Source organism: Pseudomonas sp. GW821-FHT12A04, from assembly GCF_058807755.1.
Map to the genome: position 1 here is coordinate 137174 of NZ_JBXAQZ010000009.1, position 16175 is coordinate 153348.

Genomic DNA, 16175 nt, shown 5'->3' on the forward strand with positions numbered 1-16175 from the left:
GTACGAGGGCGTTATGGATAAGTTACGCACGCTGTTGCTGGGGTTGCCGCGTCGGCAAAAGCGCCTCATTCAGGTTTCGACGGATGTCATTCTGGTATGGGTAGCGCTTTGGCTGGCATTTTTGGTACGGCTCGGCATTGACGACATGGTCAATCCGCTGATTGCCCACACTTGGCTTTTTTTGAGTGCCCCGGTGGTCGCAATCCCTTTGTTCATCCGCTTTGGCATGTATCGTGCTGTGATGCGATATTTTGGCAACGATGCTCTTATAGCGATTATCAAAGCGGTCAGTTTGTCGTCTCTAATTCTTGGTGTATTTGTTTATTGGTACAGCAATCATCAAAATCTTGTTCCGCGGTCGATCATTTTCAACTATTGGTGGCTGAGTCTGATTATGGTTGGCGGATTGCGTCTGGCGATGCGGCAATACTTCCTGGGTGATTGGTTTGCTGCTGCGCAGCATGTACCTTTTACCAATAGGGACGACGGTTTACCCAGAGTCGCCATTTTTGGCGCTGGCGCGGCAGGAAATCAGCTGGTAGCCGCACTGCGTATGGGGCGCATGATGCGTCCGGTGGCCTTTATAGACGATGATAAGAGCATCGCCGATCGTGTTATTTCCGGGCTTCAGGTTTATAAGCCAAAGCATATTCAACAGATGATCGACGAGACAGGGGCTCAGGAAATTCTGTTAGCAATTCCTTCTGCTAGTCGTGGCCGGCGTCGCGAAATTCTTGGTTTCCTCGAAGGTTTTCCGCTCCATGTTCGAAGCGTTCCCGGATTCATGGACCTGGCTAGTGGCCGGGTCAAAGTCGATGACATTCAGGAAGTAGACATTGCCGACCTGTTGGGGCGTGACGCTGTTCCGGCCCAAGGTGATTTGCTGGAGCATTGCATAACGGGACAATCTGTTCTGGTCACCGGCGCTGGCGGATCAATTGGTTCTGAATTATGTCGTCAGATTCTTTCTTTGGGACCGACGACGCTTCTGTTGTTTGAACACAGCGAGTTTAATCTTTACAGCATTTTGTCCGAACTTGAGCAGCGCGTAAGCAGAGAATCGCTCTCTGTTCGTCTTTTGCCCATCCTGGGGTCGGTACGAAATAAGGAAAAATTACTGGATGTGATGAGGGTTTGGCGCGTAGATACGGTTTATCACGCGGCAGCTTACAAGCATGTTCCGATGGTTGAGCACAATATTGCTGAGGGTGTCCTAAATAACGTAATCGGCACACTCAATACCGCTCAGGCGGCGTTGATGGCAGGTGTCGCCAACTTTGTTTTGATATCGACAGATAAAGCGGTGCGCCCGACAAACGTAATGGGCAGCACAAAACGTCTTGCTGAATTGACGCTACAGGCGCTCAGTCGAGAACTCGCCCCGGTACTATTCGGTGACGACACCAACGTTTCACGGGTAAACAAAACGCGCTTCACTATGGTACGTTTTGGCAATGTTCTGGGGTCCTCCGGTTCGGTCATCCCGTTATTTCACAAGCAGATCAAATCCGGCGGGCCACTGACGGTAACCCATCCAAAGATCACTCGTTATTTCATGACTATTCCCGAGGCGGCCCAGCTTGTAATTCAAGCAGGTTCGATGGGGCAGGGTGGCGACGTCTTTGTGTTAGATATGGGAGAGCCAGTAAGAATCGTAGAGCTTGCTGAAAAGATGATCCATCTTTCGGGCTTGAGTGTGCGTTCGGAAAAGAACCCGCATGGGGATATTTCTATCGAGTTCACGGGCTTGCGACCCGGCGAAAAGCTTTACGAAGAGCTGCTGATTGGTGACAACGTGGCGGCCACCCAGCATCCGATGATCATGACTGCCAACGAGGATCATCTTCCCTGGGATGTACTCAAAATCAAGCTGGCTGAATTACTTTGCTCGATTGAACAGGATGATTATGTGCGCGTCCGCCAACTGTTGCGCGAAACCGTCAGCGGTTACGCTCCTGACGGCGATATCGTAGACTGGATCTACCAGCAGCGCCGTTTGGAACCTTGATTGCTTCACATTCGGAAATGTACACGTTTTTGACAGTTCCGTAACATGGCCTAAATTTGGGAAGCAGCTTAGGAAAAGCTTCTTCTTTCAATTCATGTCATGGAGCATCATCATGCGCAAAGGTTACTTCTACTCTTTGGTTTTTGCCCTTTTGAGCGGCGCTTCTGTTGCAGCTATTGCTGCTCCGGAAGCTAAAGCTGTTGAGTCTTCCGTGGTCACGGAAGCTGGTACTAGAGCGAAGGCCAATAAAGTTGATCTCAATGGTGCAGATGCACCAACACTTCAACGTGAGCTAGCCGGTGTTGGGGAGGCGAAGGCCAAGGCAATTGTTGCGTATCGTGACAATAATGGGCCGTTTGCGTCAGTGGATGAACTCCTTGAGGTCAAGGGGATTGGTAAGGCAATTCTGGAAAGTAACCGAGACAAGATTGAAGTGAATTAATCGCGAGAGTAATAAAAAGGCCGATCATTGATCGGCCTTTTTATTAGAGCGGGAAATAAGCTTGCAGCTAGTCTGCAGTGCTTTTGTCAGTCGGTTTTTTAGGCAGCATGATTGTCCGGGCAGCAGCGAGCATTGTTCCGAGCATCAGTCCGAATATCAAACCTAAGCCAACGATTAACGCTTTCTTCGGCTTGATAGGGGCTTGCGGGGGAGACGCCGGTCTGTCGATATTAACCAGATTAAATTGTTCAAAATTGACATGCAGGTTTTTCAGGTGTGCCAGCTCTTCCCGGATCTCACCTAAGCCTTTTAAGAACAGCTCTTCGTTATTACGCTGTTTAAGCAGGGCAACTTTCCGGTTATTGGCGAGGAGGTTAAGCTCTTTCTGGATTTCATCAACGCGAGGCTCAGTAAAGTCATCGGAGTTTCGGGAGACGAGTGTTGTGCGCTCTGCTTCAAGTGCCGACTGACCCATAAAATAAAGAGGTATTTGTTGGTTGCTTACTTCTGTACGAATCATGTTGCCTTGCCTTGTCTGCCCAGCCTCTCCAAGGGCAGATGGCGTGGTAGGCGCAACAATTCCCAGCTTTTTGGCAATCGATATTGCCTCATCCAACTGTTTCACACGATTTTGTCGACGAGTTTGCAATTGTTGCCGTAGGGCTTTGAGTTCGTCTTGTAGAGTTTCTTTTTTTAACTGATCCTTTTCAAGGAGTTCTGCGATTTCCGAGTCTTTGTTGGCTTCGTATGCAGCTTTCTTGGATAACAGCTTTCTTTCTGTTTGCGCGATCCGGTTCTCAACAAGAGTTTTAAAGTCCGCTTCGACCTTCTCTTTTTCGCGCTTGACTACAAACTCGGTAAAGTTGTTAACAATAGCCACCCCATCCACGCCAGATGGATACTCTACGCTAAATTTAATTGCCTCCGAAAGATTAGAGGTTTTTTTAGGGTCGATTTGCTCAACCGTAAACGCATTAGTATTGAAGCGTTCGAGGGTCTCTTCGATTGACTTGCCGTCGACTTGTATGGGAGCGAGTAAATCCGGATTGGTCTGGAAGAAACTTAAACGTTCGGTATAAGAATCCATGGACGAACCAATACGTCTTAAGGCTTGCTCTGGTTGAATCTTATAAAGGCCGGACTCGTTTAACATGTCCAGGTCTGTAGCTGCCACAGGCCTGATTTCGTTCTGTACTTTATATTGAGGTTGCGCCGTTAATGCATAAGTTACTGCGATCGCTGTGGAAAGCCCGGTGAAGAGCAGAATAATAGATCTTTGCTTCCATAAGTCGCGAAGAAACTCTGTAATATCGATTTCATGATGTTCAATGTCAGGACGTATTTTTGTAGGGAAGTTCATGAAACCCTCAAATTACAAAAAGTCAGCTGGCGTTGAGAAATGCTCTATCGGTCTTCGCTGACAGTGGTGGTGAAAAACAATTAGTAACGTTTTGCATTCTCCCGTATCTACATTCTGACGGCAAGCTGTTGACAAGTTAAACCGCTGTTTATGCAATCTATTCCTACTCAGCGGAGCCGGCAGACTCCGCAGTATGCAGCAGGCAGGTCTTTGGTGCGTTGCTGTAAGGGTTCGAGTTACCGTCGTGCTGAAGGAGGGGACAGGAAGGGGCCATATTTTTGGGCTTGTCCGCGTGGCCGCTTGCCCGTCAGAAAAATTATGTGTGTAATAAAACAGTTAAATTATGCTTATAATGAAATCTCTGTTCTCATCCTAGTGTTCCCAGGAGCATAGTCATGAACTCTACCCAGTCCCAAGGTACGGCCCTCGTCACCGGTGCTTCTTCCGGCATCGGGGCGGTTTACGCTGAGCGGTTGGCAGCTCGTGGTTTTGATTTGTTGCTGGTGGCTCGCGACGAGCAGCGACTGGAGGCGGCCGCGAGCACACTGCGCACGGCGCATGGGATCAAGGTCGAAGTGCTGAAGGCGGATCTGACCCAAAAACAAGACGTGCTGCAGCTCGAACAGCGGTTACGCAGCGATTCAAGTATCAGTTTGTTGCTCAATAACGCCGGCGTGGCGGCGGACGGGCTATTGGCCAATGCCGATACCGATCAACTGGAGCGAATGATTCAGTTGAACATCACGGCGGTCACGCGATTGGCCGCGGCGGCTGCAGCCAGTTTTACCAAGGCCGGGCGCGGCACGATCATCAATATTGCATCGGTGGTGGTGTTGTTCCCCGAGCGTTTCAATGCGACGTACAGCGCCAGCAAGGCCTATGTGTTGAGCTTGACTCAATCGTTGAACGCCGAGCTGGATGGCACCGGTGTGAAGATCCAGGCGGTCCTGCCCGGTGTGACACGCACCGAGATCTGGGAGCGTTCTGGTATCGATGCGTCAGAGATTCCTGCGGACATGGTGATGGAGGCGGGCGAGATGGTCGATGCGGCGTTGTCGGGTCTGGACCAGGGTGAATTGATCACCATTCCTTCGTTACCGGATACGGGCGATTGGGATGCCTTTGTGGCGGCGCGTCTTGTGATGGCGCCGAACCTTTCCAAAAGCAAGGCCGCTGCCCGTTATCGGTAAGCGCCATCAACCGGCTTGAGGTATGTGTGGTATGAGTAATTGTCGTGTGGTTGTAACAGGTATGGGCCTGGTGTCGCCGCTGGGGAGCGGTGTCGAAATGGTCTGGGAGCGTCTGCTGGCCGGGCGTTCCGGGCTGCGCAATCTGCCGCAGGAGGTGGTTGCCGATCTGCCGGCCACGGTCGGTGGTGCCGTGCCCACGCTGGCTGACGATCCGGAGGCGGGGTTCGATCCGGACCGGGCAACCCCACCCAAGGAACAGAAGAAGATGGACCGCTTTATTCTGTTCGCCATGGAAGCGGCGCGTCAGGCACTGGAGCAAGCAGGCTGGCAGGCGCTGGACGCCAACGCCCAGGAGCGCACGGCCACCATCATCGGTTCAGGTGTGGGCGGTTTTGGCGCGATTGCGGATGCGGTACGTACGACCGACAGCCGTGGGCCGCGACGCTTGTCTCCGTTCACAATTCCTTCGTTTTTGGTCAATCTCGCGGCCGGCCATGTCTCGATAGCGCATGGCTTCAAAGGTCCATTGGGTGCGCCAGTTACGGCTTGCGCGGCCGGTGTGCAGGCAATCGGCGATGCGGCGCGTTTGATTCGTGCGGGGGAAGCGGACATTGCGGTATGCGGTGGCGCCGAAGCGGCGATCGATCGGGTCAGCCTTGCCGGGTTTGCGGCTGCTCGCGCCTTGTCCAGCGCTTACAACGAAACGCCTGAGCGCGCTTCGCGACCGTTCGACAGTGGTCGAGATGGATTTGTCATGGGAGAAGGGGCCGGGCTGCTGGTCATCGAGTCTCTGGACCATGCACTGGCCCGGGGCGCGCACCCGCTGGCGGAGCTGGTCGGCTACGGCACCAGCGCCGATGCCTTTCACCTGACCGCCGGCCCCGAGGACGGCAGCGGTGCGCGGCGAGCGATGTCGTTGGCGTTGGCACAAGCAGGTGTTTCACCGGCTCAGGTTCAGCATCTGAATGCGCATGCAACCTCGACTCCGGTGGGGGATCTGGGAGAGCTGGCGGCGATCAAGGCATTGTTCGGCGCGCAAAACGGCATCGCCGTGACATCGACCAAGTCGGCGACCGGGCATTTGCTCGGTGCAGCGGGTGGACTCGAAGCGATCTTTACGCTGCTGGCGATCCGCGACCAGATCGTGCCGGCGACCCTCAACTTCGAAAACCCGGACCCTGCCGCTGAAGGCGTGGACATCGTTCATGGCAATGCTCGGCCGATGGCCATCGAATACGCATTGTCCAACGGCTTCGGATTTGGCGGGGTCAATGCCAGTGTGCTGTTCAAGCGTTGGCAGGGTTAATCCTGCGAGTGTTTGAGGTGTTCGCGTGCGACGTCGAGAATCCGTTGGGCAAATTCGGCGTCGGCAACGCTACGCGATAACAGCAAGGCGCCGACCAGCGTAGACATGATCACAATGCTGCGCTCGGCGCTCCGCTCTCCGTCAAGGGTGTGCTGGATCTGATCGAGTCGCGCCTGGAGCACGACATCGCTGGTTGGACTCGGTTGACCACGCAGTCCCAGTTCCGAAGAAATGGTCAACAGCGGGCAGCCTTCCTGAGGTGAGGTTTGATGCCATTCGGACAGATAAGCGTCGATGAAGGATTCGAGTGGATGCTCTTCGGCGAAGATTTGCGCGCACAACTCGTCGACTTGTGCGCCAGCCTCTTGCAAGGCTTTCTCTACCAGTTCGTCTTTGGACTTGAAGTGCGAGTAAAAGCCACCGTGGGTCAAGCCCAGTGCTTTCATCAGGGGTTGCAGCCCGGTCGCGCCGATACCATCGCGTCGAAATCGCGCTGAAGCTTCTTTGATTATGCGTTGGTGGGTCTGGGCTTTATGGTCCTGCGAGTAACGCATCTGATATCTCCGCATCAATGCGGACATATTAACCAATGAAAATTGCATGGTGACTGTACTTCTACTTCTAAAAAACATGCAGATGCTTCGATATGGGTCAAAAGCGGCATGATTTCAGGTGCTTTCACACAAAAACAAACCCCGCCGTTTCAGGCGGGGTTTTCAGTCAGCGGTCCTGCGCTTCCTTGGCGTCCATTTCCGCATTGCGTTCGGCGACGCGCTTACGTTGCTCTTCGGTCAATTCGACCTTGTTGGCGGTGTCGCGCAGCATCATCAGACCACCAACGATCGAGCCGATGGCAACGACCAGAATCAACCAGGCATACCAGGGCATAGGACTCTCCTTGAAAGCAGGCGGGTTGGCGAGGGTTCGCCAACCGATCGTGCATACCACTTTGAGTGATGGGGTTTTGTCGCAGTTCCATCGCTATTACCCCCATTCTATGCCTGTTGTTCAAGGTTCACTCGAACGCTTTCAATGTCCGGTCAACATCGCATCCGCCGGTGCGTCGGCGCGCAATTGCGCGGTGAGCATGAAGTACAGGAAACCGGCCGCCATGAAGCCCAGGAAGATCAGGCCGATCACCGTGTTGAACCAGGCCATCGCCACCAGGCACACCACCGCCAGCATCAGTGCAATGAACGGCACCAGCGGGTAGCACGGGGCGCGGAAGGTGCGCTCCAGGTTCGGCTCGGTTTTACGCAGTTTGAACAGGCTGAGCATGCTCATGATGTACATCACGATGGCGCCGAACACGGCCATGGTGATCATCGCGGCGGTCAGTGTCATGCCGCCGAGGTTGATCAGGCCGTCGCTGTAGATGGCTGCAATGCCGATCACACCGCCGGCGACGATTGCCCGGTGCGGGGTTTGAAAGCGCGACAATCTGGCCAGGGACGCCGGCAGGTAACCGGCCCGGGCGAGTGCGAAGAACTGCCGCGAGTAGCCGAGGATGATCCCGTGGAAACTCGCCACCAGGCCGAACAGGCCGATCCACACCAGCATGTGCAGCCAGCCCGAGCTTTCGCCGACCACGGTTTTCATTGCCTGCGGCAGCGGGTCGTTGATGTTCGACAGGGTGCGCCAGTCACCGACACCACCGGCGAAGAACATCACACCCATCGCCAGCAGCACAAGGGTCAGAATACCGCTGATGTAAGCCTTGGGAATCGTGCGTTTCGGGTCCTTGGCTTCTTCGGCGGCCATGGCTGCGCCTTCGATGGCGAGGAAGAACCAGATGGCAAAGGGGATGGCCGCGAACATCCCGGCAATCGCCGGGGCGCCGAACACGTCGGAGCCGGCCCAGCCATTAAGCGCGAAGTTGCTGAAGCTGAATGCCGGGGCGACCACGCCCATGAACACCAGCAATTCAGCGACCGCCAACACGCAGACCACCAGTTCGAAGGTCGCCGCCAGTTTCACGCCGAGGATGTTGAGGCCCATGAATACGAGGTAGGCACCGACTGCCGCGTGTTTCGGGTCCAGGGCAGGAAACTGGACATTTAGGTAGGCGCCGATGGCCAGGGCAATCGCCGGTGGGGCGAAGACGAATTCGATCAGTGTCGCCAGCCCGGCGATCAAACCGCCTTTCTCGCCAAAGGCGCGACGACTGTAGGCAAAGGGACCGCCAGCGTGAGGAATGGCGGTGGTCAGTTCGGTGAAGCTGAAAATGAAGCAGGTGTACATGGTGGCGACCATGAACGAAGTCACCAGAAAGCCCAAGGTTCCGGCCACGCCCCAGCCATAGCTCCAGCCGAAATACTCTCCGGAAATCACCAGCCCGACCGCAATGCCCCACAGGTGCAAGGTGCCCAGCGTGGGTTTGAGTTGTGTGTTCATGGGTTTGCTCCCTGAGTGGTTTGGAAAGCTCAGGGGAGGCCAGTGCAGTGGGCGTGCCATTTCGCGATTGCACGTCGTAATGGGCTGAAAGCTGTCGTATCGGGGATGTTCGCCACTGGATGCGCGAATATTGTGCGTCAGTCAGGGGCGCGCCGGTTTCAAATGCGGCTTTCGCGAGCAAGCCCGCATACCCGCTCCCCACACCGCTGCAACGCGCAGGTTTGGTATTTCAATGCCGGCGCGGGCAGCGGTTGATATTCAGGCTTGCAGATTGAGGCACTCGCGCAACGCCGTTTGCCAGTCTGGTTGGCTGACCCCCCAGTCGCGTTGCAAGCGACTGCAATCCAGGCGCGAGTTGAGCGGTCGGGCTGCGGGTGTCGGGTAGTCGCTGGACGGGATCGGTAACAGGTCGGCGCAGGGCTTGCCCTGTTGTCGCAGCGCTTCACCGATCGCCTGGGCGAAGCCGAACCAGGAGGTCTCACCTTGAGCGCTCAGGTGATAAGTACCCCAGTTGGTAACCTGACTCGTCTGCCAGCGTTCAATCAGGGCAAGGGTGCTATTGGCGATTGTACCGGCCCATGTAGGAGCGCCGATTTGGTCGGCGACTACACGTAACTCAGGTTTCTCTTGCAGCAAACGTTGCATCGTCAGCAGGAAGTTGCGGCCATGAGTCGAGTAGACCCAGCTGGTACGCAGAATCAGATGTTTACCTTGCACGTCCCTGATGGCCTGTTCACCGGCCAGCTTGCTCTTGCCGTACACCCCGAGCGGATTGGGCGTGTCGTCCTCGTTGTAAGGTCCGGCTTTCGTCCCGTCGAATACATAGTCCGTGGAGTAATGTATCAACGGGATGTCGAGAGCCAGCGCTTCTTCGGCCAGGATGCCGGGAGCTACGGCGTTAATGGCAAAGGCTGATTGCGGTTCACTTTCTGCCAGATCAACCGCTGTATGGGCCGCCGCGTTGATGATCAGATCGGGTCGAATGTTTTGCACTTGATGGCGAATCTGATCGGGCTGCGCGAGATCGAGCTGATCGCGACCCAATACGACCAGTTCGCCGACAGCCCCCAGCCGCTGTTGCAATTCATGTGAAACCTGACCGTGTCGGCCATTGATGAGTATTTTCACGGGAACAGTCCAGTCTCGTTACCGGGCGAATCGGGCTCGCACAGGTTCATTGCTCTTCCCCTGCCAGCTTGGCCAGGTACTGGCCATACCCGGTTTTGCCAAAGTACCGGGCGCGCTCCATCAACTGTTCGCGGTTGATCCAGGCATTTTCATAGGCGATCTCTTCGAGACAGGCGACTTTGAGACCCTGGCGGTGTTCGATGGTCTGCACGTACTGAGAGGCTTCGAGCAAGCTATCGTGGGTGCCGGTGTCGAGCCAGGCGAAACCTCGGCCAAAACGCTCGACCTGCAGATCGCCACGTTGCAGATAGGCATTGTTGACGTCTGTGATTTCCAGCTCGCCGCGAGGCGAAGGTTTCACCGCCTTGGCGATCTCGATCACATCGTTGTCGTAGAAGTACAGGCCGGTAACGGCATAACTGGATTTCGGCGCTTTCGGTTTTTCTTCGATCGAAAGGGCACGGCCATCGCTGTCGAAATCAATCACGCCGAAGCGCTCGGGGTCCTTGACCCAGTAGCCGAATACGGTGGCGCCGGAGGTGCGTTTTGCCGCGTTCTGCAATTGTTCGCCAAAGTGCTGACCATGGAAGATGTTGTCGCCCAGGATCAGGCACACAGGGTCATCGCCAATGAACTCTTCGCCAATCAGAAAGGCCTGGGCCAGACCGTCCGGTGATGGCTGCTCGGCAAAGCTGAAATTCACCCCGAACTGGCTGCCGTCACCCAGCAGATTGCGATACTGGGGCAGATCCTGCGGGGTGGAGATCAGCAGAATATCCTTGATGCCGGCCAGCATCAGCACCGAAATCGGATAGTAGATCATTGGCTTGTCGTAGACCGGCAACAGCTGTTTCGACACTCCAAGCGTAATCGGGTGCAGGCGCGTGCCCGAGCCACCCGCCAAAACGATGCCTTTCATCATGCGAGCAGCTCCTTGGGATTGATGGCGCCAAGGCGTTCGCCCTGATAGCTGCCGTCTTGAACGCGGCGGCACCATTCCAGATTGTCCAGGTACCATTGAACGGTTTTGCGCAGGCCGGTTTCGAAGGTCTCTTCGGGCACCCAGCCCAGTTCGCGTTCAATCTTGCTGGCGTCGATTGCGTAACGCAGGTCATGCCCAGGGCGATCCTGGACGAACGTGATCAGGTCGGCGTAATGCGCAACGCCCTCGGGCTTGTGCGGTGCCAATTCTTCGAGCAGGGCGCAGATGCCACGCACCACGTCGATGTTCTTTTGTTCGTTATGCCCGCCGATGTTGTAAGTCTCGCCGACGGTGCCGGTGGTCACCACTTTGAGCAGCGCACGGGCGTGATCCTCGACGAACAGCCAGTCGCGAACCTGCAGGCCATTGCCATACACCGGCAGCGGCTTGCCGGCCAACGCATTGAGGATGACCAGCGGAATCAGTTTCTCGGGGAAGTGGAACGGCCCGTAATTGTTCGAGCAATTGGTCAGCAGCACCGGCAAGCCATAGGTCCGTTGCCAGGCGCGGACCAGATGGTCGGACGCTGCCTTGCTGGCGGAGTAGGGCGAGCTCGGCGCGTAGGGCGTCGTTTCCGTGAACAGATCATCGACACCGTGCAGGTCGCCGTAAACCTCGTCAGTGGAAATGTGATGAAAGCGGAAGGTGCTTTTCTCAGGTTCCGGGAGGGCTTGCCAATAGGCTCGGGCGGCTTCGAGCAGGCTGTAGGTGCCGACAATGTTGGTCTGGATGAATTCCGATGGCCCGTCGATGGAACGATCGACGTGGGATTCCGCTGCCAGGTGCATGATCGCGTGAGGCTGAAAGCGCGCCAGCACTGCACTGACGGTCGCCTGATCGACAATATCGGCCTGAACGAACTCGTAGCGAGTGTCGTTGGCAATGCTGGTCAGCGACTCGAGATTGCCGGCATACGTCAGTTTGTCCAGGTTGAGCACTTCATGCTCAGTGTGTTGAATCAGCTCGCGGACAAGGGCCGAGCCTATGAAACCGGCTCCGCCGGTAATTAGGATACGCACGTTGGGCCAGCCTTTTTCAGTAATGCGAATAGAGGTAGCTTGCAGGCGCAAGCGGGGAGGTGCAAGAGATCCTGACCCCAATCGGTTGCGTCGCGTCATTTGGGCCGGATTATCCATGACTTGCAACCAGCACTCACTACTCTCGCGCACAATTTAACGCTCTACGTACGACACTCCCGGTTTTTTCCGTGCTGGAACGCCTTCCCGCACCCTGTAACCCCCGCGTAAACCCACTCTTTACGCTTTCTTTATGCCCTGCGGGCACCCTCGATCTCGTTCCTTTACAGCCTCCTTTCCGACAATGACTCCACACGCGGCAATACGCCGTAACACGGAGAACTTCCATGAGCGTTCTGGACGGGGTGTCGCTGCTGCTGGCAGTGGGGCTGTTCATTTATCTGTTTGTTGCGCTGCTGCGCGCGGACCGGAACTAGGAGCGGCTATGCACAGTTATGACTATTGGCTGATCCTCGGTTTTTTTGCCCTGGTTTTGGTCCCGGCGCCGTTTCTCGGGCGCTTCTACTACAAGGTGATGGAAGGGCAGCGCACCTGGCTGACGCCGATTCTCGGTCCGGTCGAGCGTGGTTGTTATCGTCTGGCCGGCGTCGATCCGAAAGCCGAACAGAGCTGGCAGAAATACGCCCTGGCCTTGATTGCCTTCAACCTCGCGGGTTTCCTGCTGCTGTTCACGATCCTGTTGTTCCAGGACCACCTGCCGCTCAACCCGCAGAACCTGCCGGGTCAGGAGTGGACGCTGGCGTTCAACACCGCCGTCAGCTTCATGACCAACACCAACTGGCAGGCCTACAGCGGCGAAGCGTCCCTGAGCTACTTGAGCCAGATGGCTGGCCTCACTGTGCAGAACTTCGTCAGCGCCGCCACCGGTCTGGCGGTACTGGTCGCGTTGTGTCGCGGCATCGGCCGCAAATCCACCCGGACTCTGGGCAACTTCTGGGTCGACATGACCCGTGCCACCCTCTACGGCTTGCTGCCGCTGTGCCTGCTGCTGGCGCTGTACCTGGTCTGGCAGGGCGTGCCGCAAACTTTCTCGCAGTACGTGAATGCAGTGACTATGCAGGGTGTTGACCAAGTGATTCCGCTGGGACCGGCTGCCAGTCAGATTGCCATCAAGCAATTGGGCACCAACGGTGGTGGCTTCTTCGGCGTGAACTCGGCGCATCCGTTCGAGAACCCGACGGCGTGGAGCAACCTGTTCGAAGTGGCCTCGATCATCCTGATCCCGGTGGCACTGGTGTTCACCTTCGGTCACTACGTAAAGGACCTGCGTCAGAGTCGCGCGATCATCGCCTGCATGCTGGCGCTGTTCCTGATCGGCGGCGCGACCTCGCTGTGGGCTGAATACCAACCTAACCCTGCCTTGAACAACGTCGCTGTCGAGCAGACCGCGCCGCTGGAAGGCAAGGAAGCGCGTTTCGGCACCACCGCCACCGTGCTCTGGTCGGTGACCACCACGTCCGCGTCGAACGGTTCGGTAAACGGCATGCACGACAGCCTCAACCCACTGAGCGGCATGGTGGCCCTGGTCAACATGATGGTCGGCGAAGTGATCTTCGGCGGTGTTGGCGCAGGGCTCTACGGCATGTTGCTCAACGTGCTGATCGCGGTGTTCCTCGCCGGCCTGATGATCGGTCGTACTCCGGAATACCTCGGCAAGAAACTGCAAGCCAGGGAAGTGCAATTGCTGGTGGTGACCCTGATGGTCATGCCGATTGGCGTACTGGTGCTCGGCGCGATCGCCGCCAGCCTGCCAGGCCCGGTGGCTGCGGTGAGCAACCCTGGGCCTCACGGATTCAGTCAGATGCTCTACGCCTACACCTCGGCCAGTGCCAACAACGGTTCCGCTTTCGCTGGCTTTGGCGCCAATACCCCCTTCCACAACCTGATGCTGGGCCTGGGCATGTTGATCGGTCGCTTCGGCTACATCCTCCCGGTCCTGGCCCTGGCCGGCAGCCTGGCGCTGAAGAAAACCGCCCCGATCGGGCAGAACAGCTTCCCGACCCACGGTCCGCTGTTCGTGACCCTGCTGACCGTGACCATTTTGCTGGTGGGTGGATTGACCTTCCTGCCGACTTTGGCACTGGGTCCAATCGCTGAACATCTGGGTATGGCTGCTTTTGGGTTAAAGAGCTAAGGAGCTGATGATGAATATGCCCGTAACCAAAACCGTCGCCGCCAAGGCACCGGAACAAACTAAAACCGCGATCTCGGCCCTGTGGCGCCCGGCGCTGCTGCAAGCTTTCGTCAAGCTCGACCCTCGGCAGTTGCAGCGTGCGCCGGTGATGCTGGTGGTCGAACTGACGGCGATCCTGACCACCGTGCTGTGCTTCATTCCCGACACCGCAGTGCCGACTTTCGTCGCCGCGCAAATCGCTGTGTGGCTGTGGTTCACCGTCCTGTTCGCCAACTTCGCCGAGGCCCTGGCCGAAGGTCGCGGCAAGGCCCGCGCCGACAGCCTCAAGGCCGGCAGTGAAGGCTTGAGCGCCCGGCGCAAAACCGGCAACGGCAGCTTTCAGGTGGTGCCCGCCGCCAACCTGCGCAAGGGCGATGTGGTGCGCGTCGAAGCCGGGGAGATGATCCCCGGTGACGGCGAGGTGATCGAAGGCATCGCGGCGGTCAACGAAGCGGCGATTACCGGTGAATCGGCCCCCGTGATTCGCGAGTCCGGTGGCGACCGTTCGGCCGTCACCGGCAACACTCGGCTGGTGTCCGACTGGCTGCTGGTGAAGATTACCGCCAACCCCGGTGAGTCGACCCTGGACCGCATGATCGCCCTGGTCGAAGGCGCCAAGCGCCAGAAAACCCCGAACGAAGTGGCGCTCGATATTCTGCTGATCGGCCTGACCCTGATCTTCCTGCTGGTGGTCGTCACCCTGCAACCGTTCGCCCACTTCGCCAACGGCAGCCTGCCGCTGGTGTTCCTGGTGGCGCTGTTGGTCACGTTGATTCCGACCACCATCGGCGGCTTGCTGTCGGCCATCGGTATCGCCGGTATGGATCGCCTGGTGCGCCTGAACGTGATCGCCAAGTCCGGTCGTGCGGTGGAAGCGGCGGGGGACGTGCACGTCCTGCTGCTGGACAAGACCGGCACCATCACCTTCGGTAACCGTCGTTGCTCGGCGGTGTATGCCGCGCCTGGCGTGACAGCCGGGGAGTTGGCCGAAGGCGCGTTGCTGGCCTCGCTGGCCGACGACACTGCGGAAGGCAAGTCGATCGTCGAGTACCTGCGCGGCACCCATCCGCAACCGGAACCGTCCGCTGAGGTGCTGACAGCCGTGCCATTCAGTGCCGAAACCCGCTTGTCCGGTGTCGACTATCAGGGGCGCGTGTACCGCAAGGGCGCGGTGGATTCGTTGCTGGCGTTCGTTGGTCTCAAGCGTGCTGACCTGGCACCGGCCCTGTCCCGTGAAATCGACAAGATCGCCCAAAGCGGCGGCACCCCGTTGCTGGTGTGTGCCGATGGCAAGTTGCTCGGGGCGATCCACCTCAAGGACGTGGTCAAGCCCGGTATCCGCGAGCGTTTCGCCGAGTTGCGCAAACTGGGGATCCGCACCGTCATGGTCACCGGCGACAACCCGTTGACCGCCGCTGCCATCGCCGCTGAGGCAGGTGTGGACGATGTGTTGGCCGAAGCCACGCCGGAGAAAAAACTGGCGCGCATTCGTCACGAGCAAAACGACGGTCGTCTGGTCGCCATGTGCGGCGACGGCGCCAACGACGCTCCGGCCCTGGCCCAGGCGGACGTCGGCATGGCGATGAACGACGGCACGCAGGCGGCCCGTGAAGCGGCCAACATGGTCGACCTCGACAGCGACCCGACCAAGCTGCTGGACGTGGTGCAGATCGGCAAGGAGTTGCTGGTCACCCGCGGTGCGCTGACGACGTTTTCCATTGCCAACGACGTGGCCAAGTATTTCGCAATCCTGCCGGCGCTGTTCGCCGCGATCTACCCGCAACTGGGCGTGCTCAATGTGATGCACCTGAGCAGCCCGCAGAGCGCGATTCTCTCGGCGATCGTGTTTAACGCCCTGATCATTGTGGTGCTGATTCCGCTGGCGCTGCGCGGTGTGCGGGTTCACGCGGCGAGTGCGGCAGCGTTGTTGCGGCGCAATCTGTTGATCTACGGCCTGGGCGGGATTCTGGTGCCGTTCGTGGGGATCAAGGCGATCGACATGCTGTTGACGGCGTTGCATCTGGTTTGACTGAACACCCCCCCTGTAGGAGCGAGCTCGCGATGGTGGTTAACGATAACGCGCCCTTTCTGACAAAGCGCGGCGCCTTCAGATCCATCGCGAGCAAGCTCGCTCCTACAGGTTTTTCCTGTGAAT

The 16175-nt window shown here is 57.4% G+C and carries 14 protein-coding genes; 7 read left to right on the forward strand and 7 right to left on the reverse strand.

All coding sequences use genetic code 11. The annotated features are described in order from the left end of the window. The first annotated feature begins 13 nt into the window (after positions 1-13). Complete coding sequence (locus AC1RS8_RS15790) at positions 14-2008, forward strand: polysaccharide biosynthesis protein (RefSeq protein WP_407514874.1); 1995 nt, start codon at positions 14-16, stop codon at positions 2006-2008. 112 nt (positions 2009-2120) lie between these two features. Further along, positions 2121-2450: a ComEA family DNA-binding protein gene (locus AC1RS8_RS15795; RefSeq protein WP_489339038.1), complete on the forward strand. Its 330-nt coding sequence runs from the start codon at positions 2121-2123 to the stop codon at positions 2448-2450. 67 nt (positions 2451-2517) lie between these two features. On the opposite strand, the gene AC1RS8_RS15800 is transcribed toward AC1RS8_RS15795, so the two are convergent. Continuing rightward, positions 2518-3810 carry a Wzz/FepE/Etk N-terminal domain-containing protein gene (locus tag AC1RS8_RS15800; RefSeq protein ID WP_489339037.1) on the reverse strand — a complete coding sequence of 431 codons (1293 nt, stop codon included), beginning with the start codon at positions 3808-3810 and terminating at the stop codon, positions 2518-2520. Positions 3811-4205: 395 nt separating this feature from the next. Between AC1RS8_RS15800 and AC1RS8_RS15805 the strand changes: the two genes are divergently transcribed. Both AC1RS8_RS15805 and fabF read left to right on the forward strand, forming a co-directional pair. After that, positions 4206-5000: an SDR family NAD(P)-dependent oxidoreductase gene (locus AC1RS8_RS15805; protein ID WP_489339036.1), complete on the forward strand. Its 795-nt coding sequence runs from the start codon at positions 4206-4208 to the stop codon at positions 4998-5000. A 31-nt stretch (positions 5001-5031) separates the two neighbouring features. Continuing rightward, positions 5032-6306 carry a beta-ketoacyl-ACP synthase II gene (fabF, locus tag AC1RS8_RS15810; RefSeq protein ID WP_057713785.1) on the forward strand — a complete coding sequence of 425 codons (1275 nt, stop codon included), beginning with the start codon at positions 5032-5034 and terminating at the stop codon, positions 6304-6306. Here fabF and AC1RS8_RS15815 read toward each other — a convergent pair. The 6 genes from AC1RS8_RS15815 to rfbB all read right to left on the reverse strand — a co-directional run bounded on the left by AC1RS8_RS15815 (position 6303) and on the right by rfbB (position 11829). Continuing rightward, positions 6303-6860, reverse strand: coding sequence for a TetR/AcrR family transcriptional regulator (locus AC1RS8_RS15815; protein WP_057713786.1), 558 nt, complete (start codon positions 6858-6860; stop codon positions 6303-6305). The two genes, fabF and AC1RS8_RS15815, sit on opposite strands and share 4 nt — an antisense overlap. Positions 6861-7026: 166 nt before the next feature. After that, positions 7027-7194 carry a DUF2897 family protein gene (locus tag AC1RS8_RS15820; RefSeq protein WP_079246726.1) on the reverse strand — a complete coding sequence of 56 codons (168 nt, stop codon included), beginning with the start codon at positions 7192-7194 and terminating at the stop codon, positions 7027-7029. Between the two features lie 141 nt (positions 7195-7335). After that, the gene (eat, locus tag AC1RS8_RS15825) at positions 7336-8700 is read right to left on the reverse strand and encodes an ethanolamine permease (RefSeq protein ID WP_489339035.1); all 1365 of its coding nucleotides are present in this window, start codon (positions 8698-8700) and stop codon (positions 7336-7338) included. A gap of 258 nt (positions 8701-8958) precedes the next feature. Further along, positions 8959-9828: a dTDP-4-dehydrorhamnose reductase gene (gene rfbD / locus AC1RS8_RS15830; RefSeq protein ID WP_489339033.1), complete on the reverse strand. Its 870-nt coding sequence runs from the start codon at positions 9826-9828 to the stop codon at positions 8959-8961. Between the two features lie 46 nt (positions 9829-9874). Continuing rightward, positions 9875-10750 carry a glucose-1-phosphate thymidylyltransferase RfbA gene (rfbA, locus tag AC1RS8_RS15835; RefSeq protein WP_057713789.1) on the reverse strand — a complete coding sequence of 292 codons (876 nt, stop codon included), beginning with the start codon at positions 10748-10750 and terminating at the stop codon, positions 9875-9877. Further along, a complete protein-coding gene (gene rfbB / locus AC1RS8_RS15840) occupies positions 10747-11829 on the reverse strand; it encodes a dTDP-glucose 4,6-dehydratase (RefSeq protein WP_489339032.1) in 1083 nt (360 codons plus the stop codon). The genes rfbA and rfbB overlap by 4 nt, the downstream gene beginning before the upstream one ends. Positions 11830-12173: 344 nt before the next feature. Between rfbB and kdpF the strand changes: the two genes are divergently transcribed. From kdpF to kdpB, 3 genes are read left to right on the forward strand one after another with little or no spacing between them, the layout of a single operon-like run. Beyond that, positions 12174-12263 (forward strand): K(+)-transporting ATPase subunit F, encoded by a 90-nt coding sequence (kdpF, locus tag AC1RS8_RS15845; RefSeq protein WP_079246727.1) that lies wholly within the window; start codon positions 12174-12176, stop codon positions 12261-12263. Positions 12264-12271: 8 nt separating this feature from the next. After that, complete coding sequence (kdpA, locus tag AC1RS8_RS15850) at positions 12272-13981, forward strand: potassium-transporting ATPase subunit KdpA (protein WP_489339031.1); 1710 nt, start codon at positions 12272-12274, stop codon at positions 13979-13981. A gap of 10 nt (positions 13982-13991) precedes the next feature. Continuing rightward, positions 13992-16049, forward strand: a complete 2058-nt coding sequence (gene kdpB, locus AC1RS8_RS15855; protein ID WP_489339030.1) for a potassium-transporting ATPase subunit KdpB — start codon at positions 13992-13994, stop codon at positions 16047-16049. Positions 16050-16175: the final 126 nt, after the last annotated feature.